This is a genomic window from Pseudarthrobacter sp. DSP2-3-2b1 (genome assembly GCF_049895945.1).
GTDB lineage: Bacteria > Actinomycetota > Actinomycetes > Actinomycetales > Micrococcaceae > Arthrobacter.
The window spans coordinates 71,706-87,273 of record NZ_JAFCTI010000006.1 but is presented as its reverse complement, the minus strand read 5'-3'; the positions used below and the strand labels follow the sequence as shown (position 1 = coordinate 87,273).

Genomic DNA, 15,568 nt, shown 5'->3' with positions numbered 1-15,568 from the left:
ACCTGAGCGCTAGGCGTGCGCCTTGATGGCGTTGGCGAGGACGTCCAGGCCGTCGTTCAGCAGCTCGTCAGTGATCACCAGCGGCGGCAACAGCCGGATGACGTTGCCGTACGTGCCGCAGGTGAGGATGATGACGCCCTCGTTGAGGCAGGCAGCAACCACGTTCTTGGTGAGCTCCGGGTTGGGTTCCTTGGTACCGGCGTGCACCAGTTCGATGGCCAGCATGGCGCCTCGGCCGCGGATATCGCCCACCACGGCTGTTCCGGCACCGGCCAGTTTGGCCTGGAGTTCCCTGAGCCGGCCAATGGCCAGTTCCTCGATGTGGCGGGCGCGGCCGGCCAGATCGTATTCCTCCATGGAGCCGATCGCGGCAAGGGCGGCAGCGCAGGCCACCGGGTTGCCGCCGTAGGTGCCGCCCAGGCCGCCCGGGTGAACGGCGTCGAGCAGGTCTGCGCGGCCGGTGATCGCGGAAAGCGGCATGCCGCCGGCGATCCCCTTGGCCATGGCGATGATGTCCGGGACCACGCCTTCGTGGTTCACGGCGAACCATTCGCCGGTGCGGCAGAAGCCGGACTGGACCTCGTCGGCGATGAAGACGATGCCCTTCTCCTTGGCCCACTCGGCGAGAGCGGGCAGGAAGCCTTCGGCGGGGACGATGAATCCGCCTTCGCCCTGGATCGGCTCGATGATGATGGCGGCAACGGATTCGCCGCCGATCTGCTTTTCGATCATGGTGATGGCGCGTTTGGCCGCTTCCGTGCCGGTGATGGCGGGGTTTTCCTCGCGGTACGGGTAGCTCATGGGCACGCGGTAGACCTCGGGTGCGAACGGGCCGAAGCTGCCGGCAGGGCCTGCCTTGTACGGCATGGCCTTGGCAGTGAGCGCCATGGTCAGGTTGGTGCGGCCGTGGTAGGCGTGGTCGAACGCGACGACGGCGTCCCGGCCGGTTGCGAGGCGTGCCACCTTGATGGCGTTCTCCACTGCTTCGGCGCCGGAGTTGAACAGCACGGTGCGCTTCTCGTGCGTGCCGGGGGTTAGGCGGTTGAGCTGTTCGGCGAGGGCCACGTAGCTTTCGTACGGCGTGATCATGAAGCAGGTGTGGGTGAAGTGTTCCACCGCTTCCTTAACGGCTCCGACGACGGCGGGATCGGACGCGCCGACGCTCGTCACCGCGATTCCCGAGCCGAGGTCGATGAAGGAGTTGCCGTCGACGTCGTGGATGATGCCGCCGTCGGCGTCCGCAACATAGACAGGAACGCTGGACGCGACGCCTGCGGCGACAACAGCCCTGCGGCGTTCGGTCAGGGCGATGGACTTAGGGCCCGGGAAGTCGGCCTGGACGCGGCGCTTCTGCTCCAGCCGGTAGGTGATTTCATTGGCGGTGGTGGTCATGGAGTGCCTTTCTTTGCTGAGTGGGGAGCCGGCGGGGACTACGCGTCGAGTGCGGACATGACGTGCTTGATCCGGGTGTAGTCCTCCACGCCGTACATGGAGAGGTCCTTGCCGTAGCCGGACTGCTTGAAACCGCCGTGCGGCATCTCGGCGGTGAGGAGGATGTGCGTGTTGATCCAGACAGCGCCGAAGTCCAGGTCGCGGCTCATCCGCATGGCCGTGCCGTGGTCCGACGTCCAGACGCTGGAGGCCAGGGCGTAATCGACGTCGTTGGCCAGTTCGAGTGCCTCAGCCTCGGAAGTGAACTTCTGCACCGTGATGACCGGGCCGAACGTTTCCTGCTGCACGATGTTGTCAGTCTGCTTGGCGCCGGTGACGATGGTGGGTTCGAAGAAGAAGCCCTGGTCCCCTGCCCGGTGCCCGCCGGTGACAATCTGGCAGTTCTCCGGGAGATGCTCCACCACCGAGGTCACGGCGTTGAAGTGGTTCACGTTGTTCAGCGGGCCGAAGTAGTTCTCGGCATCGTTCTGGGAGCCCGTGTGCAGGGTCTTGGTGTGTTCCACCATGGCGGCCACGACGTCGTCGTGAACGGAGTCCTCCACCAGCACGCGGGTGATGGCGGTGCAGTCCTGGCCGGCGTTGAAGAAGGCAAACTCGGCGATGGCTGCGGCGCTCTTTTTGATGTCCGCGTCCTTGAACACGATGGCCGGGGCCTTGCCGCCGAGCTCCAGGTGCGCGCGCTTCAGGCCCTTCGCGGCGCCGGAGGCCACGGCTATGCCGGCCCGGACCGAGCCGGTGATGGAGACCAAACCGGGAATCTTGTGCTCCACCATCAGGGCGCCGGTTTCGCCGGTGCCCAGCACCACGTTCAGCACGCCCGCCGGCAGGATGTCGCCGGCCAGGCGGGCCAGCACCAGGGTGGATTCCGGCGTGGTGTCGGAGGGCTTGAGGACCACCGTATTGCCGGCGGCCAGGGCCGGGCCGATCTTCCAGATGGCCATCAGGAACGGGTAGTTCCACGGCGCCACCTGCGCCACCACCCCGATGGGTTCGCGGCGCACATAGGAGGTGTGGCCCTCGAAGTATTCGCCGGCGGACTTGCCTTCGAGGATGCGGGCAGCACCGGCGAAGAAGCGGAGCTGATCGGCGCCGGCGGCCACTTCCTCGGAGGCGATGAGCGAGCGCACCTGGCCGGTGTTGCGGTGCTGGGCCTGGACAAGTTCGTCACTGTTGGCCTCAATGGCGTCCGCGAGCTTAAGGAGCATCAGCTGGCGCTGGCTGGGCGTAACGTGCTTCCACGATTTGAAGGCGTCCTTGGCGGCGGTCATGGCGGCATCAACGTCGGCCTGGACGGAGACCGGCGATTTGGCAACCACCTCGCCGTTGGTGGGATTGACGATCTCCAGCACGGCGGTGCCGGCCGGCGTGACGAACTCACCGTTGATGAAATTCTGCAAGGTCTGGACCACGGCGTACAACCTCTTTCATAAGGAACATCAGCCGTCAGGCGGATGGATGGGGCTGCTTTGAGCCTATTCCAGCAACCCCACCCAAGGAATAGCCACCTGCACACCCTCAACGGAAATGTTTAGTGCGTTTGCCCAGCCTTGGATATCCTGTGCAGATGGCCATTTCCCTTGCCGCCCTGGTGGGTGTGCATTCCCTCCACCTGACCAAGGCAGGCCTCGCTGAAACCACCTGGCACCACGACATCAACTGGGTTGCCGTCACCGAGCTCGAGGACCCGCAGCGTTTCCTCAATGGTGGCGAACTCGTACTGACCACGGGCATGCGGCTGCGGTCCGCGTTCGAGCAGCGGCGGTTCGTCCGCCAGGTCCAGCGTGCCGGTGCGGTGGGCATCGGCTTCGGGATCGGGCTCACCCACGACGCCATCCCGCCGGCCCTGCTTGCCGAGGCAAACCGGTGGGGGCTGCCCATCGTCGAGGTCCCGTACGAGACGCCCTTCATCGCGATCGGCAAGCTGGTGGCGGACGCGCAGTCGGCTGACCACTTCGCCAAACTGGAGCGACTGATCGCCGGCCACCAGATCCTGGCGCGCGCACTGCTCACCGGCGGCGGCCTTGCCGAGCTCCTCAAACACCTGGGAGGCATGCTGCGGACCGATATTGCCCTGACCCAGTTCACCGCCCAGCTGTACAACAGCACCAAGGACCACCCCACCGCCGACAAGTGGGCTTCCTACCCCGTCCCCACGGGCCGGCGGGATGCCTGCACCCTGTGGGTACGCCATCCCTTCGAGGACTCGGGCATTATCGGGTACGCGCAGAACCTGATCAGCGTTGAACTGAACAACATGGTCAAGCAGCGCCAGGCACAGCGTGCCCTCTGCGGCCAGGTCATTGAGGACGTCATCCAGGGCGCCCTGGAAACGAGCGAAGCCCAGCGAAGGCTGGCCGGCGTGGGCGTCAACAGCACCCGCAAGAACGTGGTCCTCCTGGCCGTATCGGCCGCCCACCACAAGGCACTGGTGAGCACCTCGGTGCCGCAGCTGCTGGAGCACGAGGTGGCCGCCGCCGTCGGGAAGGATCTGGTGGTGGTGATTAACGACGACGGCGCCGGGGCACCTGCGCTGGCCCGGAGCCTGAGCGACCACCTGGCGGAGGCGGGGATCCATGCGACGATCGGCATCGGCGGTGCGTACACCAAGCCGAACGGCCTGCGCTGGAGCTACTTCGAGGCCCGGGACGCAGCCAGGCACGGCCTGCCGGTAAACGAACCCGAACGCCTGAGCCTGACCTCGCTGCTGCTGGCCAGCGAGGACGTGCCGCTGGCCGACATGGCCCATGAGTCCCTAGACCCGCTGCGCGCCTTTGATGCCGCCCACGGCGCGGAACTGCTGACCACGCTGGAAAGCTACCTGAACAACAACGGTTCAGTGGCCGCCGTTGCCGAAGCGCTGACCCTGCACCGGAACACCGTGCGCTACCGGCTGGCGCAGATCACCGAGCTGACCGGCTTCGATCCGGCGGTCACCGCGGACCGGGTGCAGCTGTGGCTCGCGTTGGCCGTGGCCCGGCTTGGTGCCCGGCAGGGTTAACAGACCCTCCTACTGCAGGCCCCGCCGGAACAGCTTGCGTGACTTCCTGCGCGCCTTCCGGTACTTGGCTTCGGCGTCGGCAGCGAGCTGGACCTGCCGGGTATGCAGCGTGATGTAGGCGGACGCGGCGGCCTCCGGCAGGTCCGGCGCCGCCACCAGTTTGGCCAACAGGTTCCGTGCCACCACACTGTCCTGGAAATCGCCCAGGATCTTCTGCTGGCCGTGCGCTGCCTTGGCCACTTTCGCGGCGCGTTTGCCGTGGACCGGACCCACCGATTCGGCCACGTGCCGCAGCCGTTTGGCGTCCTTGCGCACCTGGTGGAGGGAGGTCTCGTGCTTCGCTCCCCCGCGGGATGCCTTCGCCGTTTTGGCGGCGCCGCGGAGCCGCTTGGCCGCCTTTGCCACAAGTTTCACGGCCGCCTTCCGGGCCGGGGCTGACCCGTCCGGCCGGACCGGAGGATGGTCCCTGAACGCTTCGAGGCTGTCCAGGAGCCCAAAATACCGCTCGGACAGCATGGCCTTCTGCAGTCTCCGGTAAGCCGTATCCAGGGTGTTGCCCAGTTCCTCCTCGAGCCGCGCGTTTACGGATGCCAGTTCGGGAGCGGCTGGAAGCTCGGCCGCGTGGCTGCGCAGCCGGTCCAGCATCACCTCCGCGTCACGCGGTTCGCCGAGCACCTGGCCCAGCCATTTGAGTTCGTCGCGGAGGTGCCGCACGGGCGCGTCGTCGTAGAGCCGCCGGTAGGCTGCGAGCGCCGAACGGGACCGGCGCGTTGCGGAGCGGAGATCGTGCACGGCCTCGGGCTCCTCCAGCCTCACACCCGGGTCATTGGCGGTGATTTCGCGGATTTGCGCTGCCAGGTAGGCGGTCAGGAGATCCGCTACGGGGCCTTTTTTGCCGGGGGGCTCGGCATCAGGAGTTGGGCCGGGTTGGGGGCCTGTTCCTCCTGCCCCCAAGGCTTTGGCCAGCTTGGAGGTGTGCTGGGCGGGGTGTGCCCCGGCGGCGGCGAGGAGCTCCGCCGCGGCCGGGAAGAGGTCAGGGGTTCCGTGGACCAGTTCCAGCTCCCATTCACGCCACTGTTGCTGCTCCGGGCTTCCGCCGCGACTTTGGACCTTTGCGGTGACGCGGTCATCGGCGAGATCGGCCAGGTGTGCGCCGTCGCCGCCATACAACGGGTAGGTGGTGCGCTGGGTCTCCAGCCGGACCACCGGCAGTACCTTTTCCCCGCGGAGGTATACATGCAGTTGGGCCTGCAGGCTGTCGGGGACGACGGCGGCCTGGCCAAGTGGGGCGTGCAGCTCGCGGCGGCGCTGGGGTTCCGTGCCTGACCCGGAGCCTTCGGAACCGGGTTCGGGACCATCCACCGCGGAGCCTTCGGGTGCGGGACCTTCGGGCGGCAGCTTCAGGTGCCAGCCGGCGTCGGCCCCGCCGGTACGGCGCCGCAGGGTGATGCCGCGGGAGGCGAGTGCAAGATCAGGGGTGTCGAAGTACACGGCTTTCAGCGTGTCCACGTGGGGCTCCCCCACCCGCGCAACCCCGGGCAGCTCCGCGAGGGCGGGCACCTCCGTGTCAGCGCCGACGTCGTACTTCTTTTCGACTTCTACTCCCTGCGAATCCACACTGCCGACCTTCCACATTGATGGGGCATGCGGCCCGCACAGCAGGCCCGGACCTTCGTCAGGGCTCGATTCTATGCCGCGAATCTTAACTGCACCTTCACCGGACGCGCCTGTGCCGCAGACCCGGTGCCGCGAGAGCTTCCCCACAAAGAGAGGAAACATCAAACGTCCAACGTCTAACCTTGAAGGATGCCCGTTACCCGTTCCGCTCCCCATGGACAGTCCGCCCCACCCAAGGCTGTCCAGCCGGATGCACCCAAAGCCCCGGACGCGGCCGCCGCGCCGCTTCCAGCGGCGTTGCCCACTGGGGCGCCTACCCCGCGCTCCGCCGTCGTCCTCGGCGTGATTGCGCTGGTGCTCATCGGACTGAACCTGCGGGCCGGGATTGCGGGCGCGTCCCCCCTCCTCCACGATCTGCAGCTGGTCCTCGGCTACGGGCCGCTGGTGGCCGCGATCATCCCGTCCATCCCCACGCTCTGTTTTGCCGTGGCCGGCGCGGCGACTTCCTGGCTGACCGGACGGCTGGGCGTGGAGAAAGCGATCGTGCTTTCGCTGGCCATGCTGGCTGCCGGGCTGCTGCTGCGCGGGATCCCGTCCACGGGCATGCTGATGGCGGGCACGGTGGTGGGGATGTCCGGGCTGGCGGTGTGCAACGTGGCGATGCCATCGTTCATCCGGGAGCATTTTGCCCACCGGACCTCGCTGATGACGGCCCTCTACACGGTGACCATGACCACCGGCGCCACGGTTGCTTCCGTGACGGCGGTCCCGCTGGCCCTGGCGATGGGATCGCCGTCCGCCGCGGTGGGCGCCATTGGCTTCCTCGCCGTTGCCGCGCTGCTGGGCTTCCTCCCCATAACATTTCATGCCCACCGCCACAGTGTCCGCCGAACCTCCGCCCGGGTTTCCCCGTGGCCCCTGCTGCGCACCCGGAAAGGCCAGCTGCTGACGGCCATCTTCGCGCTCCAGGCCTTGCTCGCCTATTCGCTGATCAGCTGGTTCCCGTCCATGCTGATCAGCCGCGGTATCAGCGCCGCGGACAGCGGCCTCCTCTACGGGCTGATGCAGCTGGTTTCCGTGCCGGCAGGCATGGTGCTGATCGCCATCGGTGCCCGGCCCAGGATGCTCCGGCCGGCGCTCTATTCGGTCAGCATGATCATGGTGGCGGGCCTCGCAGCGCTGCTCTTCCTGCCGTCCGGACTGGTGATTCTTCCGGCCGTTCTGCTGGGCTTCGGCCTGGGAATTTTCCCCCTGGTGATGGTGATGATCAGCCGGAGCGGGACCTCCACCGCTGAGACCACTGCGCTGTCCACACTCGCCCAGTCCACCGGCTACCTGCTCGCCACGGCGGGCCCTTTCGGCGCCGGCCTGCTGAACAGCGCCACCGGCGGCTGGACCCTCCCGCTGGCATTGCTGCTGGGCCTCGCCCTGGTCCAGGTTGCTGTTGCCCACCTGATCACGCGCGGCGCTGGAGCCGGAACTGCGGCTGCTGCCGGTGCCGCCGGTGCTGTTGTTTCCGGTGCTGCCGCTGGTACGCCCGCCGGCCGGAAGAAGTAGGACGCCATGACCCTGAGCACCTCCCACCGCCAGCCCCTCGCTGACGAAATCACCGCCAAGCTGCGGCAAATGATCCACTCCGGTGAGTGGCCCCTGCACCAGCGGATCCCCGCCGAGCCCGAGCTGATGGCCGGACTCGGCGTCTCCCGCGGCACGCTCCGCGAAGCCATCAAGGCGCTGGCCCACGGCGGGATGCTGGAAGTCCGGCGCGGCGACGGCACCTACGTCCGGGCCACCAGCGAAATGTCCGGCGCCGCCCGGCGGATGTACCAGGACCACACGGAGGAACACATCCTCGAAGTCAGGCTGGGGCTGGACACCACCGCAGCGCGCCTCGCCGCCCGCAACGCAACTGCCGACGGCGTCACCTCCCTGCGTGCCGCACTCACCGCCCGTGAAATTGCCTGGAACGCGGAGGACTACGAGGGCTGGGCCCGGGCGGACTGGGAATTCCACGAGCGCGTGGCCCAGGCCTCCGGGAATCCCCTGCTGCATGAGCTGTACGTCAGTTTCGGCGGCGTTTTCCATCAGGAACTGTTGAAGCAACAGCGCCGGGGCCGGCTTGACGGCCTCACGCACGAGGGCCACGGCGAGCTGGTGGAGGCGATCGAGGCCCGCGACGCCGACGCAGCCGTGGCCAGTGTCAACCGGAACCTGAATTCCTGTGCGGAGTGGCTGCGCGCCTGATCCCCGCTGGGCCGCGGACCATCAGTAAACTTACGATCTGACGTAGGTAATTGAGCCAGGGATGCCCCCAGCAGCCCGGCCACCCGCCGAAGACCGGGAGTTTGCATGCCAGCCGACCAAGCCTCAACAGCAGCAACACAGCCTGAACGGAAGCCGCCGGGCGCCCTGTGGGCCGATGGCCTGGGCCGGGTGGGTATCCGCTCCGCCCAGGTCCTGCTCATCCTGACAGTGGCGGTGGTGTCCGTCTACGCACTGATGCAGATCAAGCTGCTGGTCATCCCCATCCTGATTTCGCTGATTCTCGCCGCGGCCATCGGGCCCTTTGTGAACATGCTCCGGCGCCGCGGGCTGCCAGGCGGCGCAGCGACCGCGGTGGCGTTTGTTGCCCTTCTCGTTGTCCTCGGCGCCGTGGGCACGGTCATCTACCTGTCCATCCGGAACCAGTGGGGTGAACTGGCCCAGCAGGCATCCGCCGGACTGGACGAGCTCGAGCAGTTCCTGGTCAACGGCCCCATCCCGATCGATCCGGCCCAGCTGGAGCAGGCCAGGCAGGGGATCATCCAGTTCGCCACCAGCAGCCAGGCCCGCTCCGGGGCCATCACCGGACTGTCCGTGGTGACAGAGTTCCTGGCCGGGGCCGGCCTGATGGTGGTCATCCTGTTCTTCTTCCTCAAGGACGGCGCCAAAATCTGGAACTTCCTGCTCCGGCCCTTCAAGGGTGAGCGGGAGGCGAAGCTGCGCCGCGTGGGCAGCCGCACGCTGGAGGTCCTGGGCGGCTACGTCCGCGGCACTGCGATCGTCGCGCTGGTGGATGCCGTGGCCATCGGTGCCGCGCTGCTGATCCTTCAGGTCCCCCTGGCCATCCCGCTGGCCATCATTGTGTTCATCACCGCGTTCATCCCGCTGGTGGGCGCCACGGTTGCGGGTATCCTGGCCGCCCTGGTGGCGCTGGTGGCCAACGGTCCGGTGGTGGCCCTGATTGTGGTGGCGGTGGTGGTGGCCGTCAACCAGCTCGAGGGCGACCTGCTCCAGCCGATCGTGATGGGCAAGTCCCTGCAGCTGCACGCCCTGGTGATCCTCATGGCCCTGACCGCCGGAACCATCCTGGCCGGGATCATCGGCGCTGTGCTGTCTGTCCCGCTTGCCGCCGTGGCCTGGGCCATCATCCAAGTCTGGACGGCAGAGGACCCGAACCTGCAGGACATGAACCCGGACCTGCCGCCGGCGAACACGCAGCCCATCTGACGCCTTAACGGCAGAACGCACGACGACGGGCAGGCACCTGGGTGCCCACCCGACGTCGTACGTTTGTCAGTTTGGTTAGGAGCGGAGGCCGGCGAAGACGTTCTTGGGCCGCTGCATTTCGCCGTGCTTTGCGCCGAGGATGATGACAGCACCGGCGAAGGCGGGGATGGCCCACTGCAGGATCTTCAGCTGCTGCTGCGCGGCCTTCAGTTCATCCGAGGCCGCGGGACTGGGCTCGGTTGCGCCCACAGCACCCTGGTCCGCGAGCTTCTCCACTTTCTGGCCGAGGATCCCTGCGTACAGCGTCACCGCTGCGCCGGCCACCGTCACTGCCGTTTTGATCACGGTGTCCCGGGCGACGCCGTCCTGCTTGGCGATCCGCTCCTTGTTCTCCCAGGCGATGGCGAGATCCGCCGCCAGGTGCGAGACGAAGGCCGCCGTCTGGATGGGGGCCCACTTCATCCAGCCGGAGCTGGAGAGCCTGGTGCGCTCCGCCGGGTCCTTGGCTTCCGCCGCCGCCCCGTTGAGCCCGATGGCTCCCATCAGCGAGCCGCCAAACCACGCGCCGGCCGTCAGATCATGAATAGACCGGGCCAGAAGATTTCCTGCCATGATGTGTTTCCTTACGTTGTTTCGGTTCCGAGATGCCGCGGGAGCGGTCTTGACTGCCGTGTCCTACAAAGGTCATGGTCAAGCCATGGTAAGCACACTTACTAATATTACGAAACCCCGCCTTCCGCTGCGCTTACGCGTAATATCGTGGCCATGGAAGACACAGGGACTTTGTTCGGCTGGGCATTCGGAGACCCCGCACGCCAGCGTGACGATTCGTACATGGCAGGGCTCCAGAAGGAAGCGCTGAATAACGCCACGGAAACCGCCCGGGCCAAGGGTGTTTTGGTGATTGAAGGCTCAGAAGTCTTCACCGCCCTGAGCGCCGAAGACACGCTGGTGGAGCTGGATCATGCGCCGGGCAAGCTGGTGGTCCGCTGCACGGTCCGCGTTGAGGGCCCGGGAGCCGCCAAGCTGCACGCCGAAGGACCCATGAACGGCTGACCATGTCCGATGCAGAGTCCACCATCAGCGAGGCGGCGGATGCCGTCGAGGAAGCGTCGGACACCAGGGCGCTGGATGTTGTGGCGCGCTCCGGGTTTGCCGTGATGGCCCTGCTGCACATGATTGTGGGAGCCATCGCCATTGCGCTGGCCTTTGGGCAGCCGGGCCAGGCTGAAGCCACCGGCGCCATCGAGCAGCTCGCCGCCAACCCGTGGGGCCCGGCCGTGCTGTGGTCCTGCGTGGTGGCCTGCACCGGCCTGGCGCTCTGGCAGCTGAGCGAGGCCACGCTCCGGGCCCGGCCGCTTCCCCGGGCCAAACGGCTGGGAAAGCTGATTTCGTCCGGCTTCCTGTTCCTCGCCTACGGCAGCGTGGGGCTCAGCTTTGCCGGCTTCGCCGTTGGACTCCGCGGTGACTCCGGAGACACCACGCGGGACTTCAGTACCGCCGTCCTCAATACTCCCGCGGGACTGCCGCTGCTGGTGGCCGTGGGCCTGACCGTCATGGGCGTGGGGGTCTACTTCGTGGTGAAGGGGCTGCGGCGCGGGTTCAAGGAGGAGCTGTCCCGCTTTGAGGGCAGGCGCCGCGGGAAGCTTGTGGACTCACTGGGCGTCACCGGGCATGTGGCCAAGGGAATCGCGCTGAACCTGGCGGGGATGTTGTTCGTCATCGCCGCCGCCAAGCGGACGCCCCAGGAGTCCACCGGCCTGGACGGCAGCCTCAAGGCACTCCGGGACCACCCCTTCGGCCCGTACCTGCTGGTCGCGATCGGGGCCGGCTTCATCTGCTACGGAATTTTCGCACTGGTCCGCGCCCGGTTCGGCCGGATGTGATTCAGCTGTTCTGGACAGGAAGGAAGCCATGACCCAGCACGTAGTCACGCACCCGGAGAGGGCACCAAACCGTGGACAGGGTGACCCCGCCCCCGGCGCCACCGAAACGGCAGGGCGGGCCTTCGCCGCAGTCTTCCGCGCCATCAAGGTGGGCCGTCCTGACCGCCCCATTCATCCGCAGGGCCTCGGCCTCCAGGGCGAGCTCATCAGAACCGGGAACGTTACCGGGTCAAGCGGACTGGACTGGCTGGACGCTGCCGGAGCGGACACGGTGGAGGCCCGCTTCTCCCGGTCAATAGGGCTCCCGCAGGGCCTTCCCGACATCCTGGGGCTCGCGCTCCGCGTCACCCCTTCAAACGGCGGCATTGCCGATGTGCTGTTTGCCTCCACCGGGTGGCGGCTTCCAGGCAGGTTTCTTCTCGTGCCCAAACTCGACGTTGGCAGCGCCACCCTGACAACCCTCATGCCGTACCGCGGAACCAAGGGACCCGTGCTGCTGGGGCTCCGGACCGTAAGCCTGCCCGAGGGCTCCCTCGCAGACGGGGAATGGGTGCTCAGTCTCCACTGGGCGAAACCCACGGGCGGCTGGCACCAGTGCGGCGAGCTTCGGCTGCGGACGTCGCCTTCACCAGCAGACACTCCCCTCCGCTTCAATCCACTCGAGAACCAGCCGCCCGGAGCACAGACATATGCCTGGACCCGCCGGCTCCGGGAGCGCTCCTACCGGGCGGCACAGCGGCCCGCACCTGCCGCCGTCGACCGTTCCATGGCGGGGAACCCCGCCCCCGCCGCCACCACCGGAAGGAAAGTCATGTCAACCGTGAGCAAACTGTTCAATTCCCCAGCGGAGGACGTCTGGAAGGTGATCGCTGACGGCTGGCTGTACTCCGGCTGGGTGGTGGGTGCCTCCCGGATCCGCGCGGTGGACGCGCACTGGCCGGAGGTCGGCTCGAGGCTCCACCACTCGGTGGGCATCTGGCCGCTGGTGATCAACGACAGCAGCCGGGTATCCGCCGTCGAACCCGGCCGCTCCCTGGAGCTGGTGGCCCGGGGCTGGCCGCTGGGCGAAGCCAAAGTGATCATCACCCTGGAGGACCGGGGAATGCAGTGCCTGGTGACCATTTCCGAGGACGCAACCCGCGGACCGGGCAAGCTGGTACCGAAAATGTTGCGCAGCCCGGCCATTGATGTGCGGAACCGGGAAACCCTGCACCGGCTCGAGCTCATGGCCGCCGGCGGGGCGAAGAGGTAGCACGTTAAACAATGCAGCGCGGAGCCAAGGGCCCCGCGCTGCATTGTAACGGAACTAGACGCTCGCGGCCACGCCGTCGCGGGAGATGGCCACCATGTCCTCGCGCGGCACCACCTTGATGCGCTCACGCTTGACCTCAACACCGTGGGATCCGCCGGCCTCGGTGGCCGCGGCGCCCAGGGCGAGTTCGTGGGCGTCCAGCGCCAGCCAGCCTTCCCAGCTGGTGAACTTCACGCCGCGGGCATCGAGCAGCTCGACGACGGCGTCCGCCTCGGGAACGGCGGCAACCGGCAGGTTTTCGCGGTCTTCCAGGAGGTAGGTCACGGTCTCCAGGGCGTCGCCCTTGGTGTGGCCGATCAGGCCGACGGGTCCGCGCTTGATCCAGCCGGTGGCGTAGATGCCCGGCACGTGGGTGCCGGCGGCATCCAGGACGCGGCCGCCGTCGTTCGGTACCACGCCCTTCTTGTGGTCGAATTCGATCTCCGGCAGGGCCGAGCCGAAGTAGCCGATGGCGCGGTACACGGCCTGGACCGGGTAGTCCACGAACTCGCCGGTGCCGCGGGCGTTGCCCGTGCCGTCCAGCTCGGTGCGCTCGAACTTCATGCCGGCCACCTGGCCCGGGGTTTCCGGGGAATCAAAGATTTCCACCGGGCTGTGCAGGAAGTGCAGGTGCAGGCGGCGGGAAGCCGTGAGCTCGGAGAGGTCCTCGGGCTGCTCGGCGATCCAGTTGGTGAGCGTGCCCACCATGGTCTTGACCTGGTTGTTGCTCTGGATGAGCCGGTCCGATTCCTCGTCGAACTCGAAGTCCTCGGCGTAGAGGATGATGTCCACATCCTTGGAGTGGGACAGTTCGCGCAGCTCCAGCGGGGTGAACTTCACCTGGGCGGGGCCGCGGCGCCCGAAGACGTGAACGTCCGTGACCGGGGAGTCCTTCAGGCCGGCGTAGACGTTGTCCGGGATCTCGGAGACCAGCAGGTCATCGGCGTGCTTGGACAGGACGCGGGCCACGTCCAGGGCAACGTTTCCGTTGCCGATCACGGCGATTTCCTTGGCATCCAGCGGCCATTCGCGGGAAACGTCCGGGTGGCCGTCGTACCAGGAGACAAAGTCCGCGCCGCCGAAGGAGCCATCCAGTTCGATGCCGGGGATGTTCAGGTCCGCGTCCTTGATGGCGCCGGTGGCGAAGATGACGGCGTCGTAGTGGGTGCGGAGGTCCTCGATGGAGATGTCCGTGCCGTAGTCCACGTTGCCGAAGAAACGGATGTCGCCGCGGTCCAGGACCTTGTGCAGGGCGTTGACGATGCCCTTGATGCGCGGGTGGTCCGGGGCCACGCCGTAGCGGATCAGGCCGTAGGGTGCCGGGTAGCGGTCAAAGAGGTCGATGCTCACGGTCAGCTCGCCGCTCTTGACGGCTTCGCTCTTGGTGAGGATGTCCGCGGCGTAGACGCCGGCCGGGCCGGAGCCCACCACGGCAACGCGCAGCGGACGGTCGGCAGATCCTACGGAGGTGCTTGATGACACGGCTGTGTTCCTTTTCTTCGAAGCTAAAGGGTGAGGACTCGGGGCTTGTTCGGGCTGGTGGTGCTGTAATCGGCTGTCTTGAAGTGCGCGGGCGCGAAGGGGCTCACGCGCACCACGTCACCGATCACAATCACGGCGGGATTTGCGACGCCGGTGGCTTCCGCTTGATCGGCGATGGAACCGAGCGTGCCGATGGTCACGCGCTGATTCGGCAGATAGCCGTTCTCAACGATGCCAACTGGCGTGTCCTGAGGCAAACCGGCTTTGCCCAGGGCCGATGCCGAGTCACGCAGTGCGGCGACGCCCATGAGCAGGACGATGGTGTGGTCAGCACGGGCGGGAACCTCGGAGAGCTCCTCGTGGCCCGTGACCACGCTGAAGCCCTTGGCCAGACCGCGGTGCGTCACAGGGATGCCGGCGGCGGCGGGAACGGAGATCGCGGAGGTGACGCCGGAGACCACTTCAACCTCGACGCCGTGCTGCCGGCAGTATTCGGCTTCCTCGCCGCCGCGGCCGAGGACGTAGGGATCGCCACCCTTGAGACGGACCACGCGGTGGCCGTTGCGGGCTTCCTCGACGAGGATCCGGTTGATCTCTGCCTGCGGCACGGGATGGTGGCCGGGGGTCTTGCCCACTTCGATGACGCGGACGTCCGGGGCGAGTTCGTTGAGCAGTTCGCGGGGGCCGAGGCGGTCTGCCACCACAACGTCGGCCTGGCCCAGGAGCCGGCGGCCGCGGACCGTGATGAGGCCGGTGTCGCCGGGACCACCGCCCACCAGGGCGACACTTCCCGCGGAAGCACGGCGGCGGCGCAGCGGGAGGTCGCCGGTTTCCAAGGCGGTGGCGACGGCGTTGCGCAGGGCCATGGCGCGGCGCGGGTCTCCCCCGGCGTTTACGGCGATCTGCACGTCATCCACAACCGCGACGGCGGGGGTCCAGGCAGCTGAGGCCTCGTGGTCGGAGGCGTTGACGCACCAGATGCGCTGCGCCTCGGCGTCGGCCGAAACCTGGGTGTCCACGGCGGGGTCCCCGGTGGCGGTCTGGACGAACCAGACGCCGTCGACGTCTTCCGGGCGATAGGGGCGCTGCTCCCAGGTGAGGAGGCCGGCGTCGGCCAGTTCGCGGAGCGCGGCGGAGGCAACGGGAGCGACCACGGTGACCCGGGCACCGGCGTCGAGCAGGCCCTTGGCGCGGCGCGCAGCCACGGGGCCGCCGCCCACCACCAGCACCGGGCGGCCGAGCAGCCGCAGCGCTGTGGGGTAAATATCCTGAATTGCCATGGATCAACGGTAGGTTGCCGTCACATTCACCAACAACGGCGCGGAAACACCAGTTCACGTAAGGTAACGCTGC

At 67.4% G+C, this 15,568-nt stretch carries 13 protein-coding genes; 7 read left to right on the top strand and 6 right to left on the bottom strand.

Annotation, left to right across the window (positions count from 1 at the left end; all coding sequences use genetic code 11):
• Window positions 1–9: 9 nt before the first annotated feature.
• Both gabT and ACP7AX_RS09335 read right to left on the bottom strand, forming a co-directional pair.
• Entirely contained in the window at window positions 10–1,392 is a 1,383-nt protein-coding gene (gene gabT / locus ACP7AX_RS09340; protein WP_426226230.1) for a 4-aminobutyrate--2-oxoglutarate transaminase, read from the bottom strand.
• 38 nt (window positions 1,393–1,430) lie between these two features.
• A complete protein-coding gene (locus ACP7AX_RS09335; protein ID WP_426226229.1) occupies window positions 1,431–2,861 on the bottom strand; it encodes a gamma-aminobutyraldehyde dehydrogenase in 1,431 nt (476 codons plus the stop codon).
• A 155-nt stretch (window positions 2,862–3,016) separates the two neighbouring features.
• Here ACP7AX_RS09335 and ACP7AX_RS09330 point away from each other — a divergent pair, with 155 nt between their 5' ends.
• Complete coding sequence (locus ACP7AX_RS09330) at window positions 3,017–4,450, top strand: PucR family transcriptional regulator (RefSeq protein ID WP_426226228.1); 1,434 nt, start codon at window positions 3,017–3,019, stop codon at window positions 4,448–4,450.
• Window positions 4,451–4,459: 9 nt separating this feature from the next.
• On the opposite strand, the gene ACP7AX_RS09325 is transcribed toward ACP7AX_RS09330, so the two are convergent.
• Window positions 4,460–6,067: a CHAD domain-containing protein gene (locus ACP7AX_RS09325; RefSeq protein ID WP_426226227.1), complete on the bottom strand. Its 1,608-nt coding sequence runs from the start codon at window positions 6,065–6,067 to the stop codon at window positions 4,460–4,462.
• 189 nt (window positions 6,068–6,256) lie between these two features.
• Here ACP7AX_RS09325 and ACP7AX_RS09320 point away from each other — a divergent pair, with 189 nt between their 5' ends.
• From ACP7AX_RS09320 to ACP7AX_RS09310, 3 genes are all read left to right on the top strand, one after another.
• A complete protein-coding gene (locus ACP7AX_RS09320; RefSeq protein ID WP_131683651.1) occupies window positions 6,257–7,624 on the top strand; it encodes an MFS transporter in 1,368 nt (455 codons plus the stop codon).
• A gap of 6 nt (window positions 7,625–7,630) precedes the next feature.
• On the top strand, window positions 7,631–8,311 hold the full coding sequence (locus ACP7AX_RS09315) for an FCD domain-containing protein (protein WP_131683652.1): 681 nt from the start codon (window positions 7,631–7,633) through the stop codon (window positions 8,309–8,311).
• Window positions 8,312–8,416: 105 nt separating this feature from the next.
• Window positions 8,417–9,556, top strand: coding sequence for an AI-2E family transporter (locus ACP7AX_RS09310; RefSeq protein ID WP_131683653.1), 1,140 nt, complete (start codon window positions 8,417–8,419; stop codon window positions 9,554–9,556).
• Window positions 9,557–9,631: 75 nt separating this feature from the next.
• Here ACP7AX_RS09310 and ACP7AX_RS09305 read toward each other — a convergent pair whose 3' ends face one another.
• Window positions 9,632–10,168: a hypothetical protein gene (locus ACP7AX_RS09305; RefSeq protein WP_131683654.1), complete on the bottom strand. Its 537-nt coding sequence runs from the start codon at window positions 10,166–10,168 to the stop codon at window positions 9,632–9,634.
• A gap of 153 nt (window positions 10,169–10,321) precedes the next feature.
• Here ACP7AX_RS09305 and ACP7AX_RS09300 point away from each other — a divergent pair, with 153 nt between their 5' ends.
• From ACP7AX_RS09300 to ACP7AX_RS09290, 3 genes are read left to right on the top strand one after another with little or no spacing between them, the layout of a single operon-like run.
• The gene (locus ACP7AX_RS09300) at window positions 10,322–10,612 is read left to right on the top strand and encodes a hypothetical protein (protein WP_131683655.1); all 291 of its coding nucleotides are present in this window, start codon (window positions 10,322–10,324) and stop codon (window positions 10,610–10,612) included.
• A gap of 2 nt (window positions 10,613–10,614) precedes the next feature.
• A complete protein-coding gene (locus tag ACP7AX_RS09295; protein WP_131683656.1) occupies window positions 10,615–11,442 on the top strand; it encodes a DUF1206 domain-containing protein in 828 nt (275 codons plus the stop codon).
• Between the two features lie 28 nt (window positions 11,443–11,470).
• A complete protein-coding gene (locus tag ACP7AX_RS09290; protein WP_426226226.1) occupies window positions 11,471–12,694 on the top strand; it encodes an SRPBCC family protein in 1,224 nt (407 codons plus the stop codon).
• A gap of 54 nt (window positions 12,695–12,748) precedes the next feature.
• Here ACP7AX_RS09290 and ACP7AX_RS09285 read toward each other — a convergent pair whose 3' ends face one another.
• Complete coding sequence (locus ACP7AX_RS09285) at window positions 12,749–14,215, bottom strand: FAD-dependent oxidoreductase (protein WP_426226225.1); 1,467 nt, start codon at window positions 14,213–14,215, stop codon at window positions 12,749–12,751.
• A gap of 23 nt (window positions 14,216–14,238) precedes the next feature.
• A complete protein-coding gene (gene cobA / locus ACP7AX_RS09280) occupies window positions 14,239–15,495 on the bottom strand; it encodes a uroporphyrinogen-III C-methyltransferase (RefSeq protein ID WP_426226224.1) in 1,257 nt (418 codons plus the stop codon).
• Window positions 15,496–15,568 lie beyond the last annotated feature (73 nt).